We start from the raw sequence: 17,953 nt of genomic DNA, 5'->3' as shown, positions 1-17,953 counted from the left end.
GAGCGAGGCATCCCATGACTGCGAAAAGCGAAGGCAAGGAAGAAAAGGGTCCGAGCGCACAGCCATCTATAAACGATCCCGGCAATGAAGATCCGGGATCGCTGATGGACGATGCGACGGTGCCGCTTAACGATGCTGATGATGCGGGCGATGTGGGGAATATCGAGTTTGAAGATGAGGAAGAGGACGAGGACTGATCGAATCGTGCTGTCGGATTGACGAGCTGTCCAGCTGATCGAACGCGTCCATCGCCGGATCCTCGCCAGGTCGTGGCCTGCACTCCAGGTCACAAGAGAGGTGCGATATGAACACTGATCGGAAAGTCCCCGACGTTGATGAAACACCGGAGTATCCGCTGCCGTCGCCTACCGATTCCTTGAGCCGCGACCAACGACCACCGGACGATGATGATGCAGGTGTGGAGCAGGTTCCGAGCGACGACGATGATATAGAGGCCAATCCAGAAGATCGGGACGATGGCACGGGTGAGCCAGCTATTACAAAGCGACAGTGAAGCACCCCGGGTCTCGATTGCTTCTTTAAAGCTTCGGTCCGAGGGGGGAATCCGGTTAGAAAATTCCCCGGGGCGCTAGTGAGTCTCCGCAATACCCGTATTTATTCGACGGTTTTGGAGAGGGCGCATCAGGCTCTCCCTCATCAACCTTTGCCCTTCCTTGCCCATACGGCACCGAGCATCCCGGCTTGTTCTCCTGCGGGCAATTCCCGCCCAATCCCAATGGAGCCACCCACCCCGTCGGGTTCCGGGTGTACCGATACGGGTTCAACCCACCGGCCAGCATGACCGGATCCAGCGTCAGATAACGACCAATGTCGGGATGGTAGTAGCGATGACGGTTGTAGTGCAGGCCGCTCTCGGCGTCGAAGTATTGTCCCTGAAACCGTAGAGGCTGTTTGAGTCGTTCGCCGTCGCCCTGGCTCACTTCACGAAGTTTGCCGTGGGCGGTGTATTTGGCCGACCAGACGATAGCGCCGCCGTAGTTGGTCAGTTCCTGCGGGGTACCGAGGTGGTCGAGTTGGTAGTAGAGCGGGCAGGCGCCTGCCGGGCCTTTTCCGTCAAGCAGCGCCAACGGGCGGAAGCTGCCGGGTTCGTAAACGTAGCTGCGGTAGTGCTCGGGAGCGCTTTCGGCGATGAGCTGGTCGCCTTGCCAGAAAAACTGCGTGGTCTGGCTGTCGACGGTTTTGCGGATGCGCCGACCGAAGGCGTCGTAGCGGTAGCTGACACTTTTACCGTCCGGGGTGCTGACGCTGATCAGGCGGTGCTGGCTGTCATAGGTGTATTGGGTGACTTGGGGCGGCATGCCGCGGCGTTCGCGGATCAGGTTGCCGAAGGCGTCGTAGTCGTAGAGGCTGTTGCAATGGCGGTGCAGACGGTTGCCCTGGAGCACGAGCGGGCCTGGACGGCCACGGATCAGCAGATTGCCGGCCGGATCATGGGTGAAGCTCTCCGCGAACGGATCGCGGTCGTGGCGTACGCCGGTCAGGCGGTCGAACGCATCGTATTGATAGTGGCGTTGGCCGTGACGGCTGTCGGCAATCTGCAGGAGATTGCCCTTGGCGCTGTAGGCATACTCGCGGCGATACAGCGTTCGTTGCTTTTGGCTGACGCAATGGACCTGCAAGCGGCCTTGCTCGTCGTAGGCGTAATCGCTGAGCAGCAGGCCCTGTTGGCGTTGCCGTTCGCGCCCGCCGACAAAACGGTGGCAGGTCAGGCGCGTGCCATTGAGATCGATGGCAGTGAGGGCGCCCCCCTTGGCATGGTGGTAGAGAAGGACACTGTCGTCCGGAAGTGCAGCCGCTTGACCCGACCGCAGGCATTGTAGTCGTAACGCAGGGTGCCCCAGCCCTGATGTTCGGTGATCAGCCGGCCCTGGCGGTCGTATTCGAACGCCAGCGGATGGCCCTGACCGTCATCGACGCGAACCAGTCGTCCTGAGTTGTCGTAGTGGTACTCGACTTTGATCCCGTCGGGCAGGGTCTTGAGCAACAAGCGCCCGGCGCTGTCGCGTTGGTATTGTGTGACGAGTTGCGAACCGTCGTCGCCGAACTCGGTTTTTTTCAGCAACTGACCATTACCGTCATACGCATAGGTGGTACGACGGCCATCAAAGCCGGTTTCCTGTCGGATCAATCCGCCAGGCGTGTAGTCCAGCCGATAGGTGTCGCCGACCTCGTTTTCGATCTCGGTGAGCAACAGTTGCGCATGATCGTAGCCGTACTTCAGCGTGCTGCCGTCGGGGTTGATCCGACGGCTGACCAAGTGCAGGTCGTCGGCGTATTCGTAACGGGTTACCCGTCCCAGTTCGTCGGTTTCGGCGGTGACCTGGCCGTAGGCGTTGTAGCGATAGGCACGGCAGGCACCGGTGGGCAGCGTGATCCTGGTCAGTCGACCCACGGCGTCCCACTCATAGCCGGTGACGGCACCGTGTTCGTCCTGCCGGGTAATCCGCCGGCCCAGCACATCGTAGGAAAAAGCGCGCTGGGCACCGTCCGGCAAGGTCTCCTCCAACAGTTGCCCCAAGGCGTTCCAGACAAACCGGTGACCGCTCTGATCGGGGAATCGGATTGTCAGCAAGCGCCCCTTGGGGTCGTAGAAATAGCGGGTGATCTGCCCGTCGGGATCGGAAACAGCAGTGATGTCGCCCTGAGCATTGCGCTGACAGGTCCAGGTCGCCTGACCACGGGTGAGGGTGCGCAGGAAACCGTGCCGATAGTTGCAGGTCATGGGCGCCTCATCGGGCGCACGCCGCGCGATCAACCGGCCGGCTTCGTCATAATGGTATTCGGTGACGGCGCCGAGGGCGTCCTGCTCGGCGATCAGGCGACCCTGATCGTCGTAGGCCTTGTGCAACTCACCGCCGTCGGTCCCGACCTGGCGTACCAGGCGTGCGCGGTTGTCATGAACGTAAATCTCTTCGCTACCGTCGGCGTTGTTCACTGTCACACAGCCTTTATCGTCCCAGGCGTAACGTGCCTCCATTTGCGAAAACGAGGCCCAATGATGGATGCAGCGGGCTGCCTTGCCAGAGCGTTCCCACGCCCAGAAGAAACTCGCGCCGCCGGCCAGTTGCCGTTGCAGGATGACGTGCCGCTCGTCGTAGTCATAGCGCTCGCTTTCACCTGCGGCGTTGGTTGCCTCGATCAAGCGCCGGCGGGCGTCGTAGCGGTAGCTGACCAGTGTCTGTTCGGTGCGCCAGGTGTTTGCCTCGCAGTCGCCGCGCTGAAACACCTGATAGTCGACGGCCACCAGGTGCTTGACGTCGTAACGCAGCAATAAGGCGCGGTCGGCGCCGTTGTCCAGGCGTTGGATCCGGTCACAGCGGTCCCGCTGCACCGTCAGGCGATTGCCGTAGGCATCGCTGATCGTGCTGAGCCGGCCGTCATGAAAGTGGTAGAACCGCGCGCGGTGGCCGGCCAGGGCGAGGATCAGTTCGTCCGGCTCTTCGCCGAGGTAAATCGCCGCCCGCGACAGGCTGTTGTGGATCACCGGGCGCACCGCCGTCGGCCGTGGAAAGGGCGTGCGGCGGTTTTCGGGGTCGATCCACAGCACCCGCTCGCCGTGGAGTTCCAGGTGCTGGGACAGCGAATGGCTCCAGCCAAAACCGAGGCCGCTGTCGATTTCGACGGCACTGGTGCGATAGAGGCGGGTGAAGTCGAAAGGCAGGATTCCGTCGAGGGTGCCATCGGTCAGGGTCAGCAGTTCTTCACCGGTAACCATCGACACCGGGCCGTTGTGGGTGGCGGTTCGCTCGGCGGTGTCGATACTGACACCATTGGGGTTTTTCGCCTGTCTGGAGACGTCCTCGTGGCGTTCATGCCTGTCGGGGCAAAGTATCAGGGGACCGCTGGCGGGGCATGCCAATACCTCTTGGGGATCGAACATCTGCTGTCTTTCGCTTGGCGGAATGTGGAGCGCGAAACTCTGCGGGGGATCGGCGAGGAAAGAAGTCGGGAAAGGGTGGCGCTTGCTGTAGGGCGATTCGCTAAATCGCGGAGGGTCATTCGGCGCCGATCGGGATTTCATCATTGCTCTAGACCGGCGGCGCTCGCTATGCTGCTGAATCCTTTAATCCATGGGCATCGGCCGTACCTGAGCTGTCCGGGATGCCTTAGAAAACGGATCAGATGCGATGAATGCACCACTGAAAGCATTCGGCCCGATCAAGGCCGTGATTTTCGATATGGACGGCTTGTTGCTGGACACAGAAGGCATCTACACCGAAGTCACCTCCATCATTGCCGCGCGTTACGGCCGGACGTTCGACTGGAGCATCAAACAGAACATCATTGGTCGGGGCGCGGGCGATCTGGCGCGCTATGTGGTTGAAGCGCTGGACTTGCCGATTACGGCGCAAGAGTTTCTGGTGATCCGCGAGCCGCTGATGCGCGAGCGTTTTCCTACAGCGCAGGCAATGCCCGGAGCACAGGAACTGGTACGGCATCTGAAGGCCAACAACATTCCCATTGCCGTAGGCACCAGTTCTTCGAGCCAGTCGTTCGGCCAGAAAACCACATTGCACCGCGACTGGTTCGCCTTGTTCGACTTTATCGTCACCGCCGATGACGCCGAGGTGGGCGCGGCCAAACCAGCACCGGATATTTTCCTGACGGCGGCGCGGCGCCTGGGTGTTGCACCGCAAGACTGCCTGGTGTTCGAGGATTCGCCCTTCGGCGTCACTGCGGCGAAAGCGGCAGGGATGACGGCAATTGCGATTCCGGATGCGGCAATGGCAGATGCCAGGTACGCACACGCCGATGGCATTCTTCGTACGCTGAAGGCGTTTGTGCCGAGTGCTTTTGGTTTGCCGGCGCTGGAATGGACCTAGCTAAAAAGACGGGTCGACTCTGGCAAATGTGGGAGCGGGCTTGCTCGCGAAGGCGGTGTACCAGGCAACATTGATGTCGTCTGATTCACCGCTTTCGCGAGCAAGCCCGCTCCCACATTGGGTTTGCGTTTAACGCATCAGGCGCCGAAACCACCGTCGATGGTCAGGCTGGCCCCCGTGATATAGCCCGCTTCAGGGCTGACAAGGTAGGCGACGAAGCTGGCGATCTCTTCGGCCTTGCCGTAACGGCCCACGGCCATCAACGGGATCAGGCTTTCCGCAAAGTCACCCTCGGCCGGATTCATGTCGGTGTCGACCGGGCCCGGTTGCACGTTATTGATGGTGATGCCTTGCGGGCCGAGATCTCGGGCCAGGCCTTTGGTCAGGCCGACCAGCGCCGACTTGCTCATGGCGTACGGGCCACCACCGGCGAAGGGCATGCGGTCGGCGTTGGTGCTGCCGATATTGATGATGCGACCGCCTTCGGTCATGTGTCTGGCGGCGGCCTGGGTGGCGATGAACACGCTACGCACGTTGATGGCCAGGGTCTGGTCGAAGTCTTCGAGTTTGAACTCGGCCAGCGGTGCGACCGCCAGTACCCCAGCATTGTTGACCAGGATATCCAGGCGACCGAAGGCTTCTACCGTGGCGGACACGGCACCGCGGATGGCGTCGGCGTCGGCGCTGTCGGCCTTGATGGCCAGGGCCTTGCCGCCCTTGGCGATGATGCTGTCTTGCAGTTCTTCGGCTTTGGCCGTGGAGCTGACGTAGGTGAAGGCAACGGTGGCGCCTTCAGCGGCCAGGCGCTTGACGATGGCTGCGCCGATGCCGCGGGAACCACCTTGAATCAAGGCCACTTTGCCGCTGAGGTTCTGAGTAGTCATATCGATCTCCAAGTCCCGAGGCGAGATGTCCCGGTTGATGGAGGCTAGTATCGATTCAGGATTACGTGCTGTGTAGACCATAGTTGCGATAGTCTGTGTAAACCAAAAGTTTATAGTGGCGCTTATGGAAACCTTCAGCAGTATCGAATGCTTTGTGCGCAGTGCCGAGGTCGGCAGCTTTGCTGAGGCGGCGCGGCGCTTGAGCCTGACACCGGCGGCGGTGGGCAAGAGCGTTGCCAAGCTCGAGGCGCGCCTGGGTGTCAGATTGTTCCAGCGCAGCACTCGCAGCCTGACCCTGACGGAAGCCGGTCAGTTGTTTCTCGGCGAAGTCAGCGGCAGCCTGCACACGATCCAGAATGCCGTGGCCAATCTCGCCAGCGCCGGAGGGCAGCCGGCGGGCACCTTGAAAGTCAGCATGGGGACAGTATTTGGCTGTCTGTACATTGTGCCGATGCTCGGCGAGTTTCTGCGGCGATTCCCGGCGATCAACCCGGACTGGCACTTCGACAACCGCCAGGTCGATCTGATCGGGCAGGGTTTCGACGCGGCCATCGGCGGCGGCTTCGAATTGCCCCAGGGCGTGGTGGCACGCCGGCTGAGTCCGGCGCATCGGGTGTTGGTGGCTACGCAGGACTACCTGGAGACACATGCAGCGATCAGCGAGCCGGATGACCTCAAGCACCATGACGGGATTCTGATCCGCTCACCGCAGACCGGTCGGGTACGCTCCTGGCAGTTGACCCATCGCAATCAGCAACACAGCCCGTTGACGCTCAAGGCGCGGATGACCATGAGCGATTCCGAGGCCGCCTGCGCCACGGCCGCGCAGGGTCTGGGCATTGCGCTGGTGAGCATGCCGTTTGCCGCGAGCTATCTGGAGTCGGGCAGGCTGCAGCGGGTGCTGCCGGATTGGTACATCGACGACGGTAACACCTCCATCTATTACGCCGAACACAAACTGCTGCCGGGCAAGACCCGGGCGTTTGTCGAGTTTGTCATTGAGCAGTTTGCCGAGAGAGGGTTGGGGCAGAGGTTCAGTGCGGTTTGAGTCAGGCTCAGGTCCGAGTTGCCTCCTTCGCGAGCAAGCCCGCTCCCACATTTGATCTGTTGTAGACACAATATCTGTATTCAACGGAGATCCAGTGTGGGAGCGGGCTTGCTCGCGAAGGGGGCGCCGCGGTCTACCGGGCAAACCGCCCCGGCCAACCAATGATGTTTTTCGGCCGTGGCGTCGCATAAGTCCGCACCTTCGATGTCGACAGCCCCAGTCGCACCAATGATTCGGCAATGGTCACCGCCGCTGTCACCCCATCCACCACCGGTACCCCGGTACGTCGGCGAATCTGCTCGTCCAGCCCGGCCATGCCGCCGCAGCCCAGGCAAATCACTTCGGCCTTGTCCTGGGTCACCGCCAGTTCGGCCTGATGGACGATGGCCTCCAGTGCGCGCTGCGGCTCGTGCTCCAGTTCCAGTACTGCCAAACCACTGGCCCGTACCGAGGCGCAACGGTCCCAGAGGCCGGAGAGCTTGAGGCGATCTTCGATCAGCGGCACGGTGCGGTCGAGGGTGGTGACCACGGAATAGGCGTGACCGAGAAACATGGCTGTGCTGGCGGCGGCATCGGTGATGTCCACCACCGGCACATTGAGCAGTTCCTGCAAGCCTTCACGGCCGTGTTCGCCATAACCGGCCTGGATCACGGCGTCGAACGGCTGGTCGTAGGACATCACCCGGTCCATGACCGCGATGGCCGCCAGGTAACTCTCGAAATTGCCTTCGATGGAGTCGGCACCGAAGTGCGGGGTGAGGCCGACGATTTCCGTGCCGGGTGACGCGACGGCCTGCGCCGAACGGGCGATGGCCTGGGTGATGGATTCGGTGGTGTTGACGTTGACCACGAGAATGCGCATGGGGAGTCCTTATTGCAGTTGGTTCTGCGGCCCGACAACGCCGGGCCGCGACAGGATCAGTGGCTGACGTTGTCGACCGCGATGGCTTCGCCGCTAACATCGACGTAATGCGGTTGGCGCTTGGCGATGATCAGGTAGAGCATCCCGGCGATACCGGCACCAATCAGCCAGGAGAATGGCGATACGCTGTGGAAGCCCGGTACCAATGCCAGGACGATGGCGATCAACGCTGCAGGAATGAACGCCGCCACCGCGCGCAAATTGACACCGCGGCTGTAGTAATACGCGCCGTCAGGGTCTTCGCTGTACAACTGCGGCACGTTGATCCGGCCTTTGCGTACCAGCCAGTAGTCGACCATGATCACCCCGTACAACGGGCCGAGCAGGGCACCGAGGCCGGACAGGAAGTACACGATCACCAGCGGGCTGTTGTAGAGGTTCCACGGCAGGATCAGCACAGCGATGGTCGCGCTGATCAAGCCGGCGCGGCGGAAGGTCAGGTACTTGGGCGCCAGGTTGCTGAGTACGAACGCCGGGGCGACGAAGTTGGCCATGATGTTCACCGCCACGGTGACGATCAGGAACGCCAGGCAGCCGAGCACCAGGAAGAAGGTGTTGGGGATCGAGGCGATGATTTCGGTCGGGCTTTCGATGATCCGGCCATTGATCTGAAATTGCGCGCCGCACAGCAGGACGGTAATGCCGGCGAACACCAGGATATTCACTGGCAAGCCCCAGAAATTTCCGACCTTGATGGTTTTGCGGCACGGCGAAGAACGGGCAAAGTCGCAGAAGTTGAGGATCAAGGTGCCGTAGATCGCCAGCCACAGTGCGCCGCCGGCAAAGATGTTGCGCCACATCTCACCGCCAGTCAGCGGCTCACGGATAGACCAGGCGATGGTCGCATCGGCCTGGGTGTACATCCACGCGGCAAGGGCGGCGACGGTCAGCAAAATCACCGGGCCGGCAAATGCCTCGTAGCGCCGCACCATCTCCATGCCATAGGCCAGGATCGCCAGTTGCACGAACCAGATCGCGACGAAACACACCCAGCCCAGGGTCGACAGGCCCAGGATCGAGTCGTGGTCGTAGTCGGCGAACCCGGGATGGACCGCCGTTAACAACACGCGAAAGACCACGGACGCAAGATACGTCTGGATACCGAACCAGGCGATGGCGATAACGGCGCGGATCAATGCAGGAATCTGCGCACCGTGAATGCCGAAACTGATCCGGCTGATGACCGGAAACGGCACCCCGGTTTTCTGGCCCATGTAGCCAGACAGGTTCATGAAAAAGTAAACCAGCGCGGCGCCGATCCCCAGGGACAGGAGAATCTGCCAGCCACCCAGACCCAAGGCGTACAGGCCTATGGCAAACGAGTAGTTGGCAATGTTGTGCACGTCGTTGGTCCACAGGGCAAAGATGCTGTAGCGGCCCCAGCGCCGACCTTCGGACTTGGTCGGTGCCAGGTCCTTGTTGTGCAATCGGGGGCTGAGCACCACGGGGGCGTGATGCGCCTGATTGTCGACGGTGTGGATGGAATGGGAGGAGGGTAGATCCAGCGCGATGTTGTTATTGGAGAGACTAGTACGCATTCCGGCAGGCTCCTGATGCTCGACATCGCGATGACTGTGCATGAGCGTTGGCTCGACAAATCTTCGTCGCGGATGGCGAATATCATTGGTTACGGGGCATCTGCAGCCTGTACGGGATAGGGCGCTTCAGGCTTGCGGATCTAAAGTGTGTGTATGTTTTGAATTTATTGTATACAAAACATGTATGCACTTAAGCCAGAACTGTGCCAGCTGGCAGTTCTATGAAACGCGCTGCTCATTTCGTTTTGTTATGGCGTTTCGCCAAATTACTGAAAAATAGCCAATTTAAATTGACCGATTGAACAGGTATTTATTTTACGAAGGGGATTCAGGAGGACATGGCGGTGTACGTCAGGCGGGGGGATGTAACTTTTGGGGGCGCAGAAACGAAAAGTGCACACATAAATGGCACCGATGGTGACATTCCTGTGTACACATTTTTGTGGGTGCGAGCTTGCTCGCGATGGTCGTCAATGAAAACGCTGTATTCCTGACACCCCATGGCGCTCTTGGGTTTATCGCGAGCAAGCTCGCTCCTACAGGGGCATTTACGCTTTCGACTTGCTGATGATATTCCCCGCATGCAGCCCGCATTCCTTCTGCGTCGCTTCTTCCCACCACCAACGGCCTTCACGCTCATGCTGGTTCGGCAGTACCGGGCGGGTGCAGGGTTCGCAGCCGATGCTGATGAAACCGCGTTCGTGCAGGCTGTTGTACGGCAACTCAAGCATGCGGATGTAGCCCCAGATCTCTTCGCTGGTCATTTGCGCCAGCGGGTTGAACTTGTACAGGGTGCGTTCCGGGGTGGAGAACGCGGTATCGATTTCCATCACCGCGACGGCGCTGCGGGTGCCGGGGCTCTGGTCCCGACGCTGGCCGGTCGCCCAGGCCGCCACGCCTGACAGCTTGCGGCGCAGCGGTTCGATCTTGCGGATGCCGCAGCATTCGCCATGGCCGTCCTTGTAGAAGCTGAACAGGCCTTTTTCCTTCACGAACGGCTCAAGTTTCGTGTAGTCCGGCGACACCAGTTCGATGTCGATCTTGTAGTGCTCGCGCACCTGATCGATGAAGCGGTAGGTCTCGGGGTGCAAGCGACCGGTGTCGAGGCTGAACACTTTGACGTTCTTGTTCAGCTTCCAGGCCATGTCCACCAGCACCACGTCTTCGGCGCCGCTGAAAGATATCCACAGGTCATCGCCGAACTCGGCAAACGCGAGTTTCAGAATGTCCTGGGCGGATTTGTTGGCATAGGTCGTGGCGAGTTCCACGACGTCGAACGTTGGGCTCATCAGGGCGGCTTCCTACAGGTCGGTGGCGCTGGGCGCTCTATATGGGGTCGATGGTAACAAAAAGCTGCACAGGCCGGGGCATCCTCTGCGTTGCGCAGGCAGGCCCGAATCGCTAGAGTTCGGCAGTCTTTTTGCTCGCTCGACTCAATAATCAATACAAATGGGAGTGTCTTGTGGAAATTGCCTGTCTGGATCTTGAAGGTGTGCTGGTTCCGGAAATCTGGATCGCCTTCGCCGAAAAAACCGGGATCGAATCCCTCAGGGCCACTACCCGGGACATTCCCGACTACGACGTGCTGATGAAGCAGCGCCTGCGAATTCTCGACGAGCACGGCCTGAAGCTCTCCGACATTCAGGAGGTGATCGCCACGCTCAAGCCGCTCGATGGCGCCATCGAGTTCGTCGACTGGCTGCGCGAGCGCTTCCAGGTGGTGATCCTGTCGGACACCTTCTATGAGTTCTCCCAGCCGCTGATGCGTCAGCTGGGCTTCCCGACCTTGCTCTGCCATCGCCTGATTACTGACGACACTGGGCGAGTCACTGACTATCAACTGCGTCAGAAAGATCCCAAGCGTCAGTCGGTCCTGGCCTTCAAGAGTCTCTACTACCGGGTGATCGCGGCGGGGGATTCCTACAACGACACCACGATGCTGGGCGAGGCCGATGCCGGGATTCTGTTCCATGCGCCGGATAACGTGATTGCGCAGTTCCCGCAGTTCCCGGCGGTGCACACGTTTGAAGCGTTGAAGCAGGAGTTCATCAAGGCATCAAACCGGACCCTGAGCTTGTAATCACATTCCCTGATATGTAGGAGCGAGCCTGCTCGCGATGGTCGTCAACGATAACGCGGGGCACCAGACAGCCCGCGTCGTCAGTTGCTCCATCGCGAGCAGGCTCGCTCCTACAGGTTTTGCAGCGTATCGAGCAGTACCTTCACCTTGGTAATCGACTCCTGATACTCAGCCTGCCACTGCGAGTCCGCGACAATCCCGCCACCGCCCCAGCAACACACCTGCCCGTCCTTGACCAGCAAACTACGGATGGCGATGGAGCTGTCCATTTCGCCGCGTACGTCCAGGTACAGCAACGAACCGCAATACAGGCCGCGCCGGGTCGGCTCCAGTTCGTCGATGATCTGCATGGCACGAATCTTTGGCGCGCCGGTAATCGAGCCGCCGGGGAAGCTGCCGGCGATCAGGTCCAGGGCATCGCGCTCATCCGCCAGTTCACCGGTGACGCTGCTCACCAGGTGGTGCACGTTGGGATAGCTTTCCAGGCTGAACAATTCCGGCACCCGTACCGAGCCTGTGCGGCAGGTGCGACCGAGGTCATTGCGCAGCAGGTCGACAATCATCAGGTTTTCCGCGCGGTCCTTGGGGCTGGCCAGCAATTCGGCGGCGTTCGCGGCGTCCTGCTCGGGCGTCAGGCCTCGGGGGCGAGTGCCCTTGATCGGGCGGGTTTCCACATGGCCCTGGCTGACTTTGACGAAGCGTTCCGGCGACAGGCTGAGTACGGCATCGCCATCAGGCAAGTTCTGGAAACCGGAAAAAGGCGTCGGGCAAGCAGCGCGTAGCGCACAGTAAGCGGCCCACGGATCACCCAGGCAGGGTGCGCGAAACCGTTGGGCGAAATTGACCTGATAGCAGTCGCCGGCCTGAATGTACTGCTGGATGCGCTCGATGGCCTGTTGATACTCATCGGCGCTCAAGTCGGCAGTCATCGGGGTGAGCAGCTTGAAGGGTGCGCTCGCTTGCGGCGCAGGCTGGCTGAACAGTTCGATCAGGCGCTGACGCTCGCTCTCGGGCAGGGTCGGGTGGAACACCAATTGACTGGTCTGCGAAAGGTGATCGCTGATCAAGGCCCAGCCGTACAAGCCGAAGCGCGCATCAGGCAGATGCAGGTCATCACTGGCCTGGCTCGGCAGGCGCTCCAGATGTCGGCCGAAGTCGTAACTCAGGTAACCGATCAACCCACCGGCAAACGGCAACTCATAATCTGCCGGCAGAATGGCTTCGCCCAGGCGTGTCAGGTTGTCGCGCAGGCGTTGCAGGAAAGCATCGCCACTTTCGTCGGGCGACACCGTCAGTTGTTCCAGTGGCCAGGCGCTGAGCAGGTCATAGCGACCGCGGTCGGCGCTGGGGCGGCCACTGTCGAGCAGGACGGCACCGGGCGCATGGCGAATCGCCGCGAAATATTCGGCGGGGTTGGCGCGATAGGGCAGCGGGTGTACGGAACAGGTCAACATGGGCGGGGGAAGTCAGCCATCGAGGCGGGGTGGCGATTGTAGTCCCCTCGGAGAATTGCTCCTAGAGGGGATTGAGTACTGTAGGAGCGAGCTCGCTCGCGATGGTCGTCAACGATAACGCTGTATGCCTGACCCCCCACAGTGTTTTCAGGTTCATCGCGAGCAAGCTCGCTCCTACATAGAGAAGGGCCTCAGCCTTCGACCGCAGGAATATGCCCAAACATCTCCTGCACAAACGCCACGCGCTCTTCGACCGTTTCGGTCACGCCGCGAGCCTTCAGTTCTTCCATTCGTGCTTCCACCGCATGAGTGCGCAACGTCAGGCCGCAGTCATTGGCAATCTGGATATTCAGCCCCGGCCGGGCGTTGAGCTCCAGAATCAGCGGGCCTTTTTCCTGGTCCAGGACCATGTCGACACCGATGTAGCCCAGGCCGCACAACTCATAGCAACCAGCGGCGAGTTTCATGAAACCGTCCCAGTAGGGCAGTTGCACGCCATCCACTGCATTGGTGGTGTCCGGGTGTTTGTTGATGATGTTGTTCAGCCAGGTGCCGCGCAGGGTCAGGCCGGTGGCCAGGTCCACACCGACGCCGATGGCGCCCTGGTGCAGGTTGGCCTTGCCGTTGGACTGGCGTGTCGGCAGGCGCAACATGGCCATCACCGGGTAGCCCATCAAAACAATGATGCGAATGTCCGGCACGCCTTCGTAACTGATGCTCTTGAAAATCTGGTCCGGAATCACGCGGTATTCGATCAGCGCCCGGTCGCGGTGACCGCCCAGGGAGTACAGGCCGGTCAGGATGCTGGAAACCTGGTGTTCGATTTCTTCATGGCTGATGATCCGGCCGGACACGGTGCGATAACGCCCTTCAAAGCGGTCGGCGATGACCAGGATGCCATCTCCGCCAGCGCCCTGGGCCGGTTTGATCACGAAGTCATTGCGTGCGCCGATGATCTCTTCGAGATTGTCGATTTCCTTCTCGGTGGAGATCACGCCATACAGTTCGGGCACATGGATGCCGGCGGCGATGGCGCGTTCCTTGGTGATGATCTTGTCATCGACGATCGGGTACAGGCTGCGCTTGTTGTATTTGAGCACGTAGTCTGCGTTGCGCCGATTGATCCCCATGATGCCCCGGGCTTCCAGGGCCTTCCAGGTCTTCCAGAGGCCGAACATCAGGCGTCAGCCTTTTTCAGGAAGGCCTTGAAGCGCACCAGTTCGGTCAGGCGGTAACCGCGATAACGACCCATGGCCAGCATGAAGCCCACCAGGATCAGCAGGATCGCCGGGAAAGTGAATACGAAGTACACCAGTTCCGGCACGCTCATGATCAGGTGCGCCAGGGACGCGGCGAACAGCGTGCCGACGGCCACTTTCATGGCATGGCCACCGCCGCGCTCTTCCCAGGTGATCGACAGGCGTTCGATGGTCATGGTCAGGATCACCATCGGGAACAGCGCCACCGACAAACCGCGTTCCAGGCCGAGTTTATGGCTGAGCAGGCTGATGGCCGCAATCAGCACCACCACGAACGTCAGCACCACCGACAGCCGCGGCAGCATTTGCAGTTTCAGGTGTTCGAGATAGGAGCGCAGCGACAAGCCCAGCGCCGTGATGATGGTAAACAGCACGATACCGAAGCCGAGCTGGGTTTCGCGGAAGGCCAGGGCGATCAGCACCGGGGTGAAGGTGCCCAGGGTCTGGATGCCGATCAGGTTGCGCAGGATCAGGATCACCAGCACGCCGATCGGGATCATCACCATGATCATGAAGGTCTGCTGGGTTTGCAGCGGCAGGCCGTACAGCGAGTACTCGAGGAAATTGGCGTCGGTGTTTTCGTCGGTCAGCTTGGCCAGGCGAATGGCGTTCATTTCGCTGTTGTTCAGGCTGAAGGTCACGTTGGCTTTCTTGCCACCATCGACGGTGATCAGGTTTTCGTCGCCGGTCCACCACAGCAGGCGGTCGGTCGGCAGGCCCTGTTCACCGGTTTCCGGGTTGAAGTACAGCCAGTCGGTGCCATTGAAGCTGCGCAGCCACAGTTCCGGCATTTGCGGCTGATCGGCCACCAGGCGGATGGTGTGGACCTTCTCGATCGGCACATGGGCGATGGACAGCAGCAGCTCGACGATTTTCGCCTTGTGCGCCGCGGATGGATCACCGGCCAGTAGCAGTTTCACGTTGTCGTCGTTGAGGTTGTTGACCCGCTTGATGGCTTCGCCGACGAAAGTTTCGACATCGGCCGAGTGTTGGCGAATCGGTGCGAGCAGGGCTTCGGCGGCGATTTTTTCCGGGCCTTCGATAGTCATGCTGTCGCGAAAGGTCGGGCCTTTGATCTTGGCTTTCTCACCGGAATAACGCTTGGTCAGCACCAGGCGGTAATACAGCGTCTGATTGCCTTTGGCCCGGCGTGCCGACCAGGTGACCTTGCGGTTGCCGTCGACCCGGTTCACGGCCACGCCGTAGTTGTTGGAGATGAAGCTCTCGTTGAGGCTCACGAAGTCGCGGCTCAGCGGAGGCACGAACATCTGGATCTTGACCGGATCCTTGGCACTGGCGACGAACTCGACCTTGGCGTCGATGTTCCACAGGTCGTCGGTGGCGTCTTCGGTCACCGGGATGCCCAGCACGAAGATCTGATAGGCCGTAACTGAAATGCCCAGCACCACCAGGATGGCGATCAGCAGTTTCAGGTGAAGGGTAAGAGAGCGCATTTGAATTACTCGGCGGTATGAGCGTCGGTGGTGCAGGCAGGTTTGCCGGCAGCATATTTAAGGCTGGGGTCAACCAGAGCATCGAAACGTTTGAGGGCTTCGGAGCCAATCAGTAGCGGGTATTGGAAAGCGCTGCGGTCGGTCAGGTTCACTTCGATGCTGCGCAGGGCCGAGCCCATGCAGATGTCCAGTTCGATCACCGGGCGGGCGGTGTACTTCTTGCCTTCCTCCGGATCGTAGTCGCCGGCCCGGCGCTTGATCTTGCTGACACGGGCCAGCGGGCGTTCGATCGGGTGCGAATGGGCGGCGTCGATGGCCAGGTAAAAGCGCACCCACGACTCGCCGTTGCGTTTGAATCGTTTGATATCCCGTGCACTCAGGGATGCGGTTTTCGCCCCGGTGTCGAGTTTGGCCGCCACTTCCAGATCGATGCCATTGAGCGATGCGTACTCATTAAGGCCATACACGGTCTTTTCCCCGGCCATTGCGAAGCCGGGCAGGCAAAGGAAATAAAGGAAGGTGGGGAAGGGCTTGAGTCTCATAAATCCTGATGCACAGCGGTCCGACTTGATTCAAGGCCCTGGCATCGCTGCGCAAGCTCCCTCGTATGCCTGTCAGGTTTTTATGACAGGCAGTGCAGATGTGACAAACAAATGCGGGCGGCATTCTAGCACGGTGGTTTGATGGCGCCAGCGCTGGCCGGTGGCTATAAATAGACCGGTTGCTTCGTAATGGTGCAACCGGTTATCAGAAGATTGTCGACAATATCGATTTATACTTTGACTGTGCCGCCAGTATTCGCTAGTTTTTGCGGCACTGGCTTACAAGGTGTCGACAATATGCTGGATCAACTCGATCCCCCGGTTTCTACGCAAGACGATACGGAGACGCTTTCCGAGAACGTCTTCCGACGCATTCAGGCGGCTATCGTCAAAGGCGATATCGCGCCGGGCAGCAAAATCTCCGAACCGGAACTGGCGCGCACCTACGGCATCAGCCGTGGCCCGCTGCGCGAGGCCATCCACCGTCTGGAAGGCCAGCGCCTGCTGGTTCGCGTGCCGCATGTCGGCGCACGGGTGGTGTCGCTCAATCACGCCGAACTGATTGAGCTATACGAAATCCGCGAATCCCTGGAAGGCATGGCCTGTCGCCTGGCCGCCGAGCGCATGAGCCTCGAAGAAATCGACGAGCTGCGTCGGGTCCTGGAAACCCACGAACGCGATGAGGCGTTTCAGGCCGGGAGAGGCTACTACCAGCAGGAAGGCGATTTCGACTTCCACTACCGAATCATCCAGGGCAGCGGCAACCGTACGCTGACCCAAATGCTCTGCGGCGAGCTGTATCAACTGGTGCGCATGTACCGCATCCAGTTTTCCACCACGCCCAATCGCCCGCACCAGGCGTTCGCCGAGCACCACCGCATTCTCGATGCCATCGCCGACCGTGACGGTGAACTGGCCGAGTTGTTGATGCGCCGTCACATCGGCGCCTCCAAACGCAACATCGCCCGTCATTACCAGGACGGCGCTAACCCGACAGCCAAACGAGGTGAGTCATGAGTTTGAACAAGAGCACTCCAGGCCAGCGTTTCCGCGATGCGGTCGCCAGCGAGCATCCATTGCAAGTGGTCGGCGCGATCAACGCCAACCATGCGCTGCTGGCCAAGCGCGCCGGTTTCAAGGCGATCTACCTGTCGGGTGGCGGGGTGGCTGCCGGCTCCCTCGGCGTGCCGGACCTGGGCATCACCGGCCTGGATGACGTGCTGACCGACGTGCGCCGCATCACCGATGTTTGCGACCTGCCGCTGCTGGTGGACGTGGACACCGGTTTCGGTTCCTCGGCGTTCAACGTCGCCCGTACCGTGAAGTCGATGATCAAGTTCGGCGCGGCGGCGATTCACATCGAAGACCAGGTCGGCGCCAAGCGCTGCGGTCACCGTCCTAACAAGGAAATCGTGACCCAGCAGGAAATGGTCGACCGCATCAAGGCTGCAGTCGATGCCCGTACCGATGACAGCTTCGTGATCATGGCCCGTACCGACGCCCTGGCGGTGGAAGGTCTGGAGTCTGCCCTGGATCGCGCCGCCGCATGCATCGAGGCCGGCGCTGACATGGTGTTCCCGGAAGCCATCACTGAGCTGGAAATGTACAAGCTGTTCGCCAATCGCGTGAAAGCGCCGATCCTGGCCAACATCACCGAGTTCGGCGCGACGCCGCTGTACACCACCGAGCAACTGGCCGCTGCCGACGTATCGCTGGTGCTGTACCCGCTGTCGGCGTTCCGTGCCATGAACAAGGCTGCGGAAAACGTCTACACCGCGATCCGTCGCGATGGCACGCAACAGAACGTCATCGACACCATGCAGACTCGCATGGAGCTTTACGATCGTATCGACTACCACACCTTCGAGCAGAAGCTCGATGCGTTGTTCGCCGCGAAAAAATGATGAACCCCCTGTACCTGTAGGAGC

The 17,953-nt window shown here is 60.5% G+C and carries 15 protein-coding genes and 1 pseudogene; 7 read left to right on the top strand and 9 right to left on the bottom strand.

The annotated features are described in order from the left end of the window. Positions 1-14: 14 nt before the first annotated feature. Both KGB20_RS25250 and KGB20_RS25245 read left to right on the top strand, forming a co-directional pair. Entirely contained in the window at positions 15-197 is a 183-nt protein-coding gene (locus tag KGB20_RS25250) for a hypothetical protein (RefSeq protein ID WP_150812361.1), read from the top strand. 107 nt (positions 198-304) lie between these two features. Beyond that, positions 305-514: a hypothetical protein gene (locus KGB20_RS25245; RefSeq protein WP_150812362.1), complete on the top strand. Its 210-nt coding sequence runs from the start codon at positions 305-307 to the stop codon at positions 512-514. Between the two features lie 55 nt (positions 515-569). On the opposite strand, the pseudogene KGB20_RS25240 reads toward KGB20_RS25245, so the two are convergent. Continuing rightward, positions 570-3,901 (bottom strand): annotated as a pseudogene (locus KGB20_RS25240) (RHS repeat-associated core domain-containing protein). A gap of 247 nt (positions 3,902-4,148) precedes the next feature. On the opposite strand from KGB20_RS25240, the gene KGB20_RS25235 reads away from it, so the two are divergent. Next, complete coding sequence (locus KGB20_RS25235; RefSeq protein ID WP_090454016.1) at positions 4,149-4,844, top strand: HAD-IA family hydrolase; 696 nt, start codon at positions 4,149-4,151, stop codon at positions 4,842-4,844. Positions 4,845-4,981: 137 nt separating this feature from the next. Here KGB20_RS25235 and KGB20_RS25230 read toward each other — a convergent pair whose 3' ends face one another. Further along, complete coding sequence (locus KGB20_RS25230) at positions 4,982-5,728, bottom strand: 3-oxoacyl-ACP reductase family protein (RefSeq protein ID WP_154946566.1); 747 nt, start codon at positions 5,726-5,728, stop codon at positions 4,982-4,984. A 124-nt stretch (positions 5,729-5,852) separates the two neighbouring features. On the opposite strand from KGB20_RS25230, the gene KGB20_RS25225 reads away from it, so the two are divergent. Further along, positions 5,853-6,776, top strand: a complete 924-nt coding sequence (locus tag KGB20_RS25225) for a LysR family transcriptional regulator (protein ID WP_223533177.1) — start codon at positions 5,853-5,855, stop codon at positions 6,774-6,776. Between the two features lie 133 nt (positions 6,777-6,909). Here the strand turns inward: KGB20_RS25225 and KGB20_RS25220 are convergent, their stop codons facing one another. The 3 genes from KGB20_RS25220 to KGB20_RS25205 all read right to left on the bottom strand — a co-directional run bounded on the left by KGB20_RS25220 (position 6,910) and on the right by KGB20_RS25205 (position 10,525). Next, a complete protein-coding gene (locus KGB20_RS25220) occupies positions 6,910-7,638 on the bottom strand; it encodes an aspartate/glutamate racemase family protein (RefSeq protein WP_007988885.1) in 729 nt (242 codons plus the stop codon). Positions 7,639-7,694: 56 nt separating this feature from the next. Continuing rightward, on the bottom strand, positions 7,695-9,236 hold the full coding sequence (locus KGB20_RS25215) for an NCS1 family nucleobase:cation symporter-1 (RefSeq protein ID WP_057715716.1): 1,542 nt from the start codon (positions 9,234-9,236) through the stop codon (positions 7,695-7,697). A gap of 548 nt (positions 9,237-9,784) precedes the next feature. Next, positions 9,785-10,525, bottom strand: a complete 741-nt coding sequence (locus KGB20_RS25205; protein ID WP_223504004.1) for a phosphoadenylyl-sulfate reductase — start codon at positions 10,523-10,525, stop codon at positions 9,785-9,787. Between the two features lie 173 nt (positions 10,526-10,698). Here KGB20_RS25205 and thrH point away from each other — a divergent pair, with 173 nt between their 5' ends. Next, positions 10,699-11,316, top strand: a complete 618-nt coding sequence (gene thrH, locus KGB20_RS25200) for a bifunctional phosphoserine phosphatase/homoserine phosphotransferase ThrH (RefSeq protein ID WP_057715714.1) — start codon at positions 10,699-10,701, stop codon at positions 11,314-11,316. 110 nt (positions 11,317-11,426) lie between these two features. Here the strand turns inward: thrH and pabB are convergent, their stop codons facing one another. The 4 genes from pabB to KGB20_RS25175 all read right to left on the bottom strand — a co-directional run bounded on the left by pabB (position 11,427) and on the right by KGB20_RS25175 (position 16,025). After that, positions 11,427-12,770 (bottom strand): aminodeoxychorismate synthase component I, encoded by a 1,344-nt coding sequence (gene pabB / locus KGB20_RS25195; protein WP_223533175.1) that lies wholly within the window; start codon positions 12,768-12,770, stop codon positions 11,427-11,429. A 191-nt stretch (positions 12,771-12,961) separates the two neighbouring features. After that, positions 12,962-13,948: an alpha-L-glutamate ligase-like protein gene (locus KGB20_RS25185; RefSeq protein WP_154860692.1), complete on the bottom strand. Its 987-nt coding sequence runs from the start codon at positions 13,946-13,948 to the stop codon at positions 12,962-12,964. Then, the gene (locus tag KGB20_RS25180) at positions 13,948-15,483 is read right to left on the bottom strand and encodes an inactive transglutaminase family protein (RefSeq protein WP_057715711.1); all 1,536 of its coding nucleotides are present in this window, start codon (positions 15,481-15,483) and stop codon (positions 13,948-13,950) included. Before KGB20_RS25180 ends, KGB20_RS25185 begins: the two co-directional genes overlap by 1 nt. A 5-nt stretch (positions 15,484-15,488) precedes the next feature. Further along, entirely contained in the window at positions 15,489-16,025 is a 537-nt protein-coding gene (locus KGB20_RS25175) for an ATP-dependent zinc protease (protein WP_046042906.1), read from the bottom strand. 297 nt (positions 16,026-16,322) lie between these two features. Between KGB20_RS25175 and KGB20_RS25170 the strand changes: the two genes are divergently transcribed. Further along, positions 16,323-17,042 carry a GntR family transcriptional regulator gene (locus tag KGB20_RS25170; protein ID WP_008048579.1) on the top strand — a complete coding sequence of 240 codons (720 nt, stop codon included), beginning with the start codon at positions 16,323-16,325 and terminating at the stop codon, positions 17,040-17,042. Then, entirely contained in the window at positions 17,039-17,929 is an 891-nt protein-coding gene (prpB, locus tag KGB20_RS25165) for a methylisocitrate lyase (protein ID WP_008017616.1), read from the top strand. The genes KGB20_RS25170 and prpB overlap by 4 nt, the downstream gene beginning before the upstream one ends. Positions 17,930-17,953 lie beyond the last annotated feature (24 nt).

The sequence above is a fragment of the Pseudomonas sp. BF-R-30 genome, from assembly GCF_019956175.1.
GTDB classification, from domain to species: Bacteria; Pseudomonadota; Gammaproteobacteria; order Pseudomonadales; family Pseudomonadaceae; genus Aquipseudomonas; species Aquipseudomonas jessenii.
This window is presented reverse-complemented; position numbering and strand designations above follow the sequence as displayed.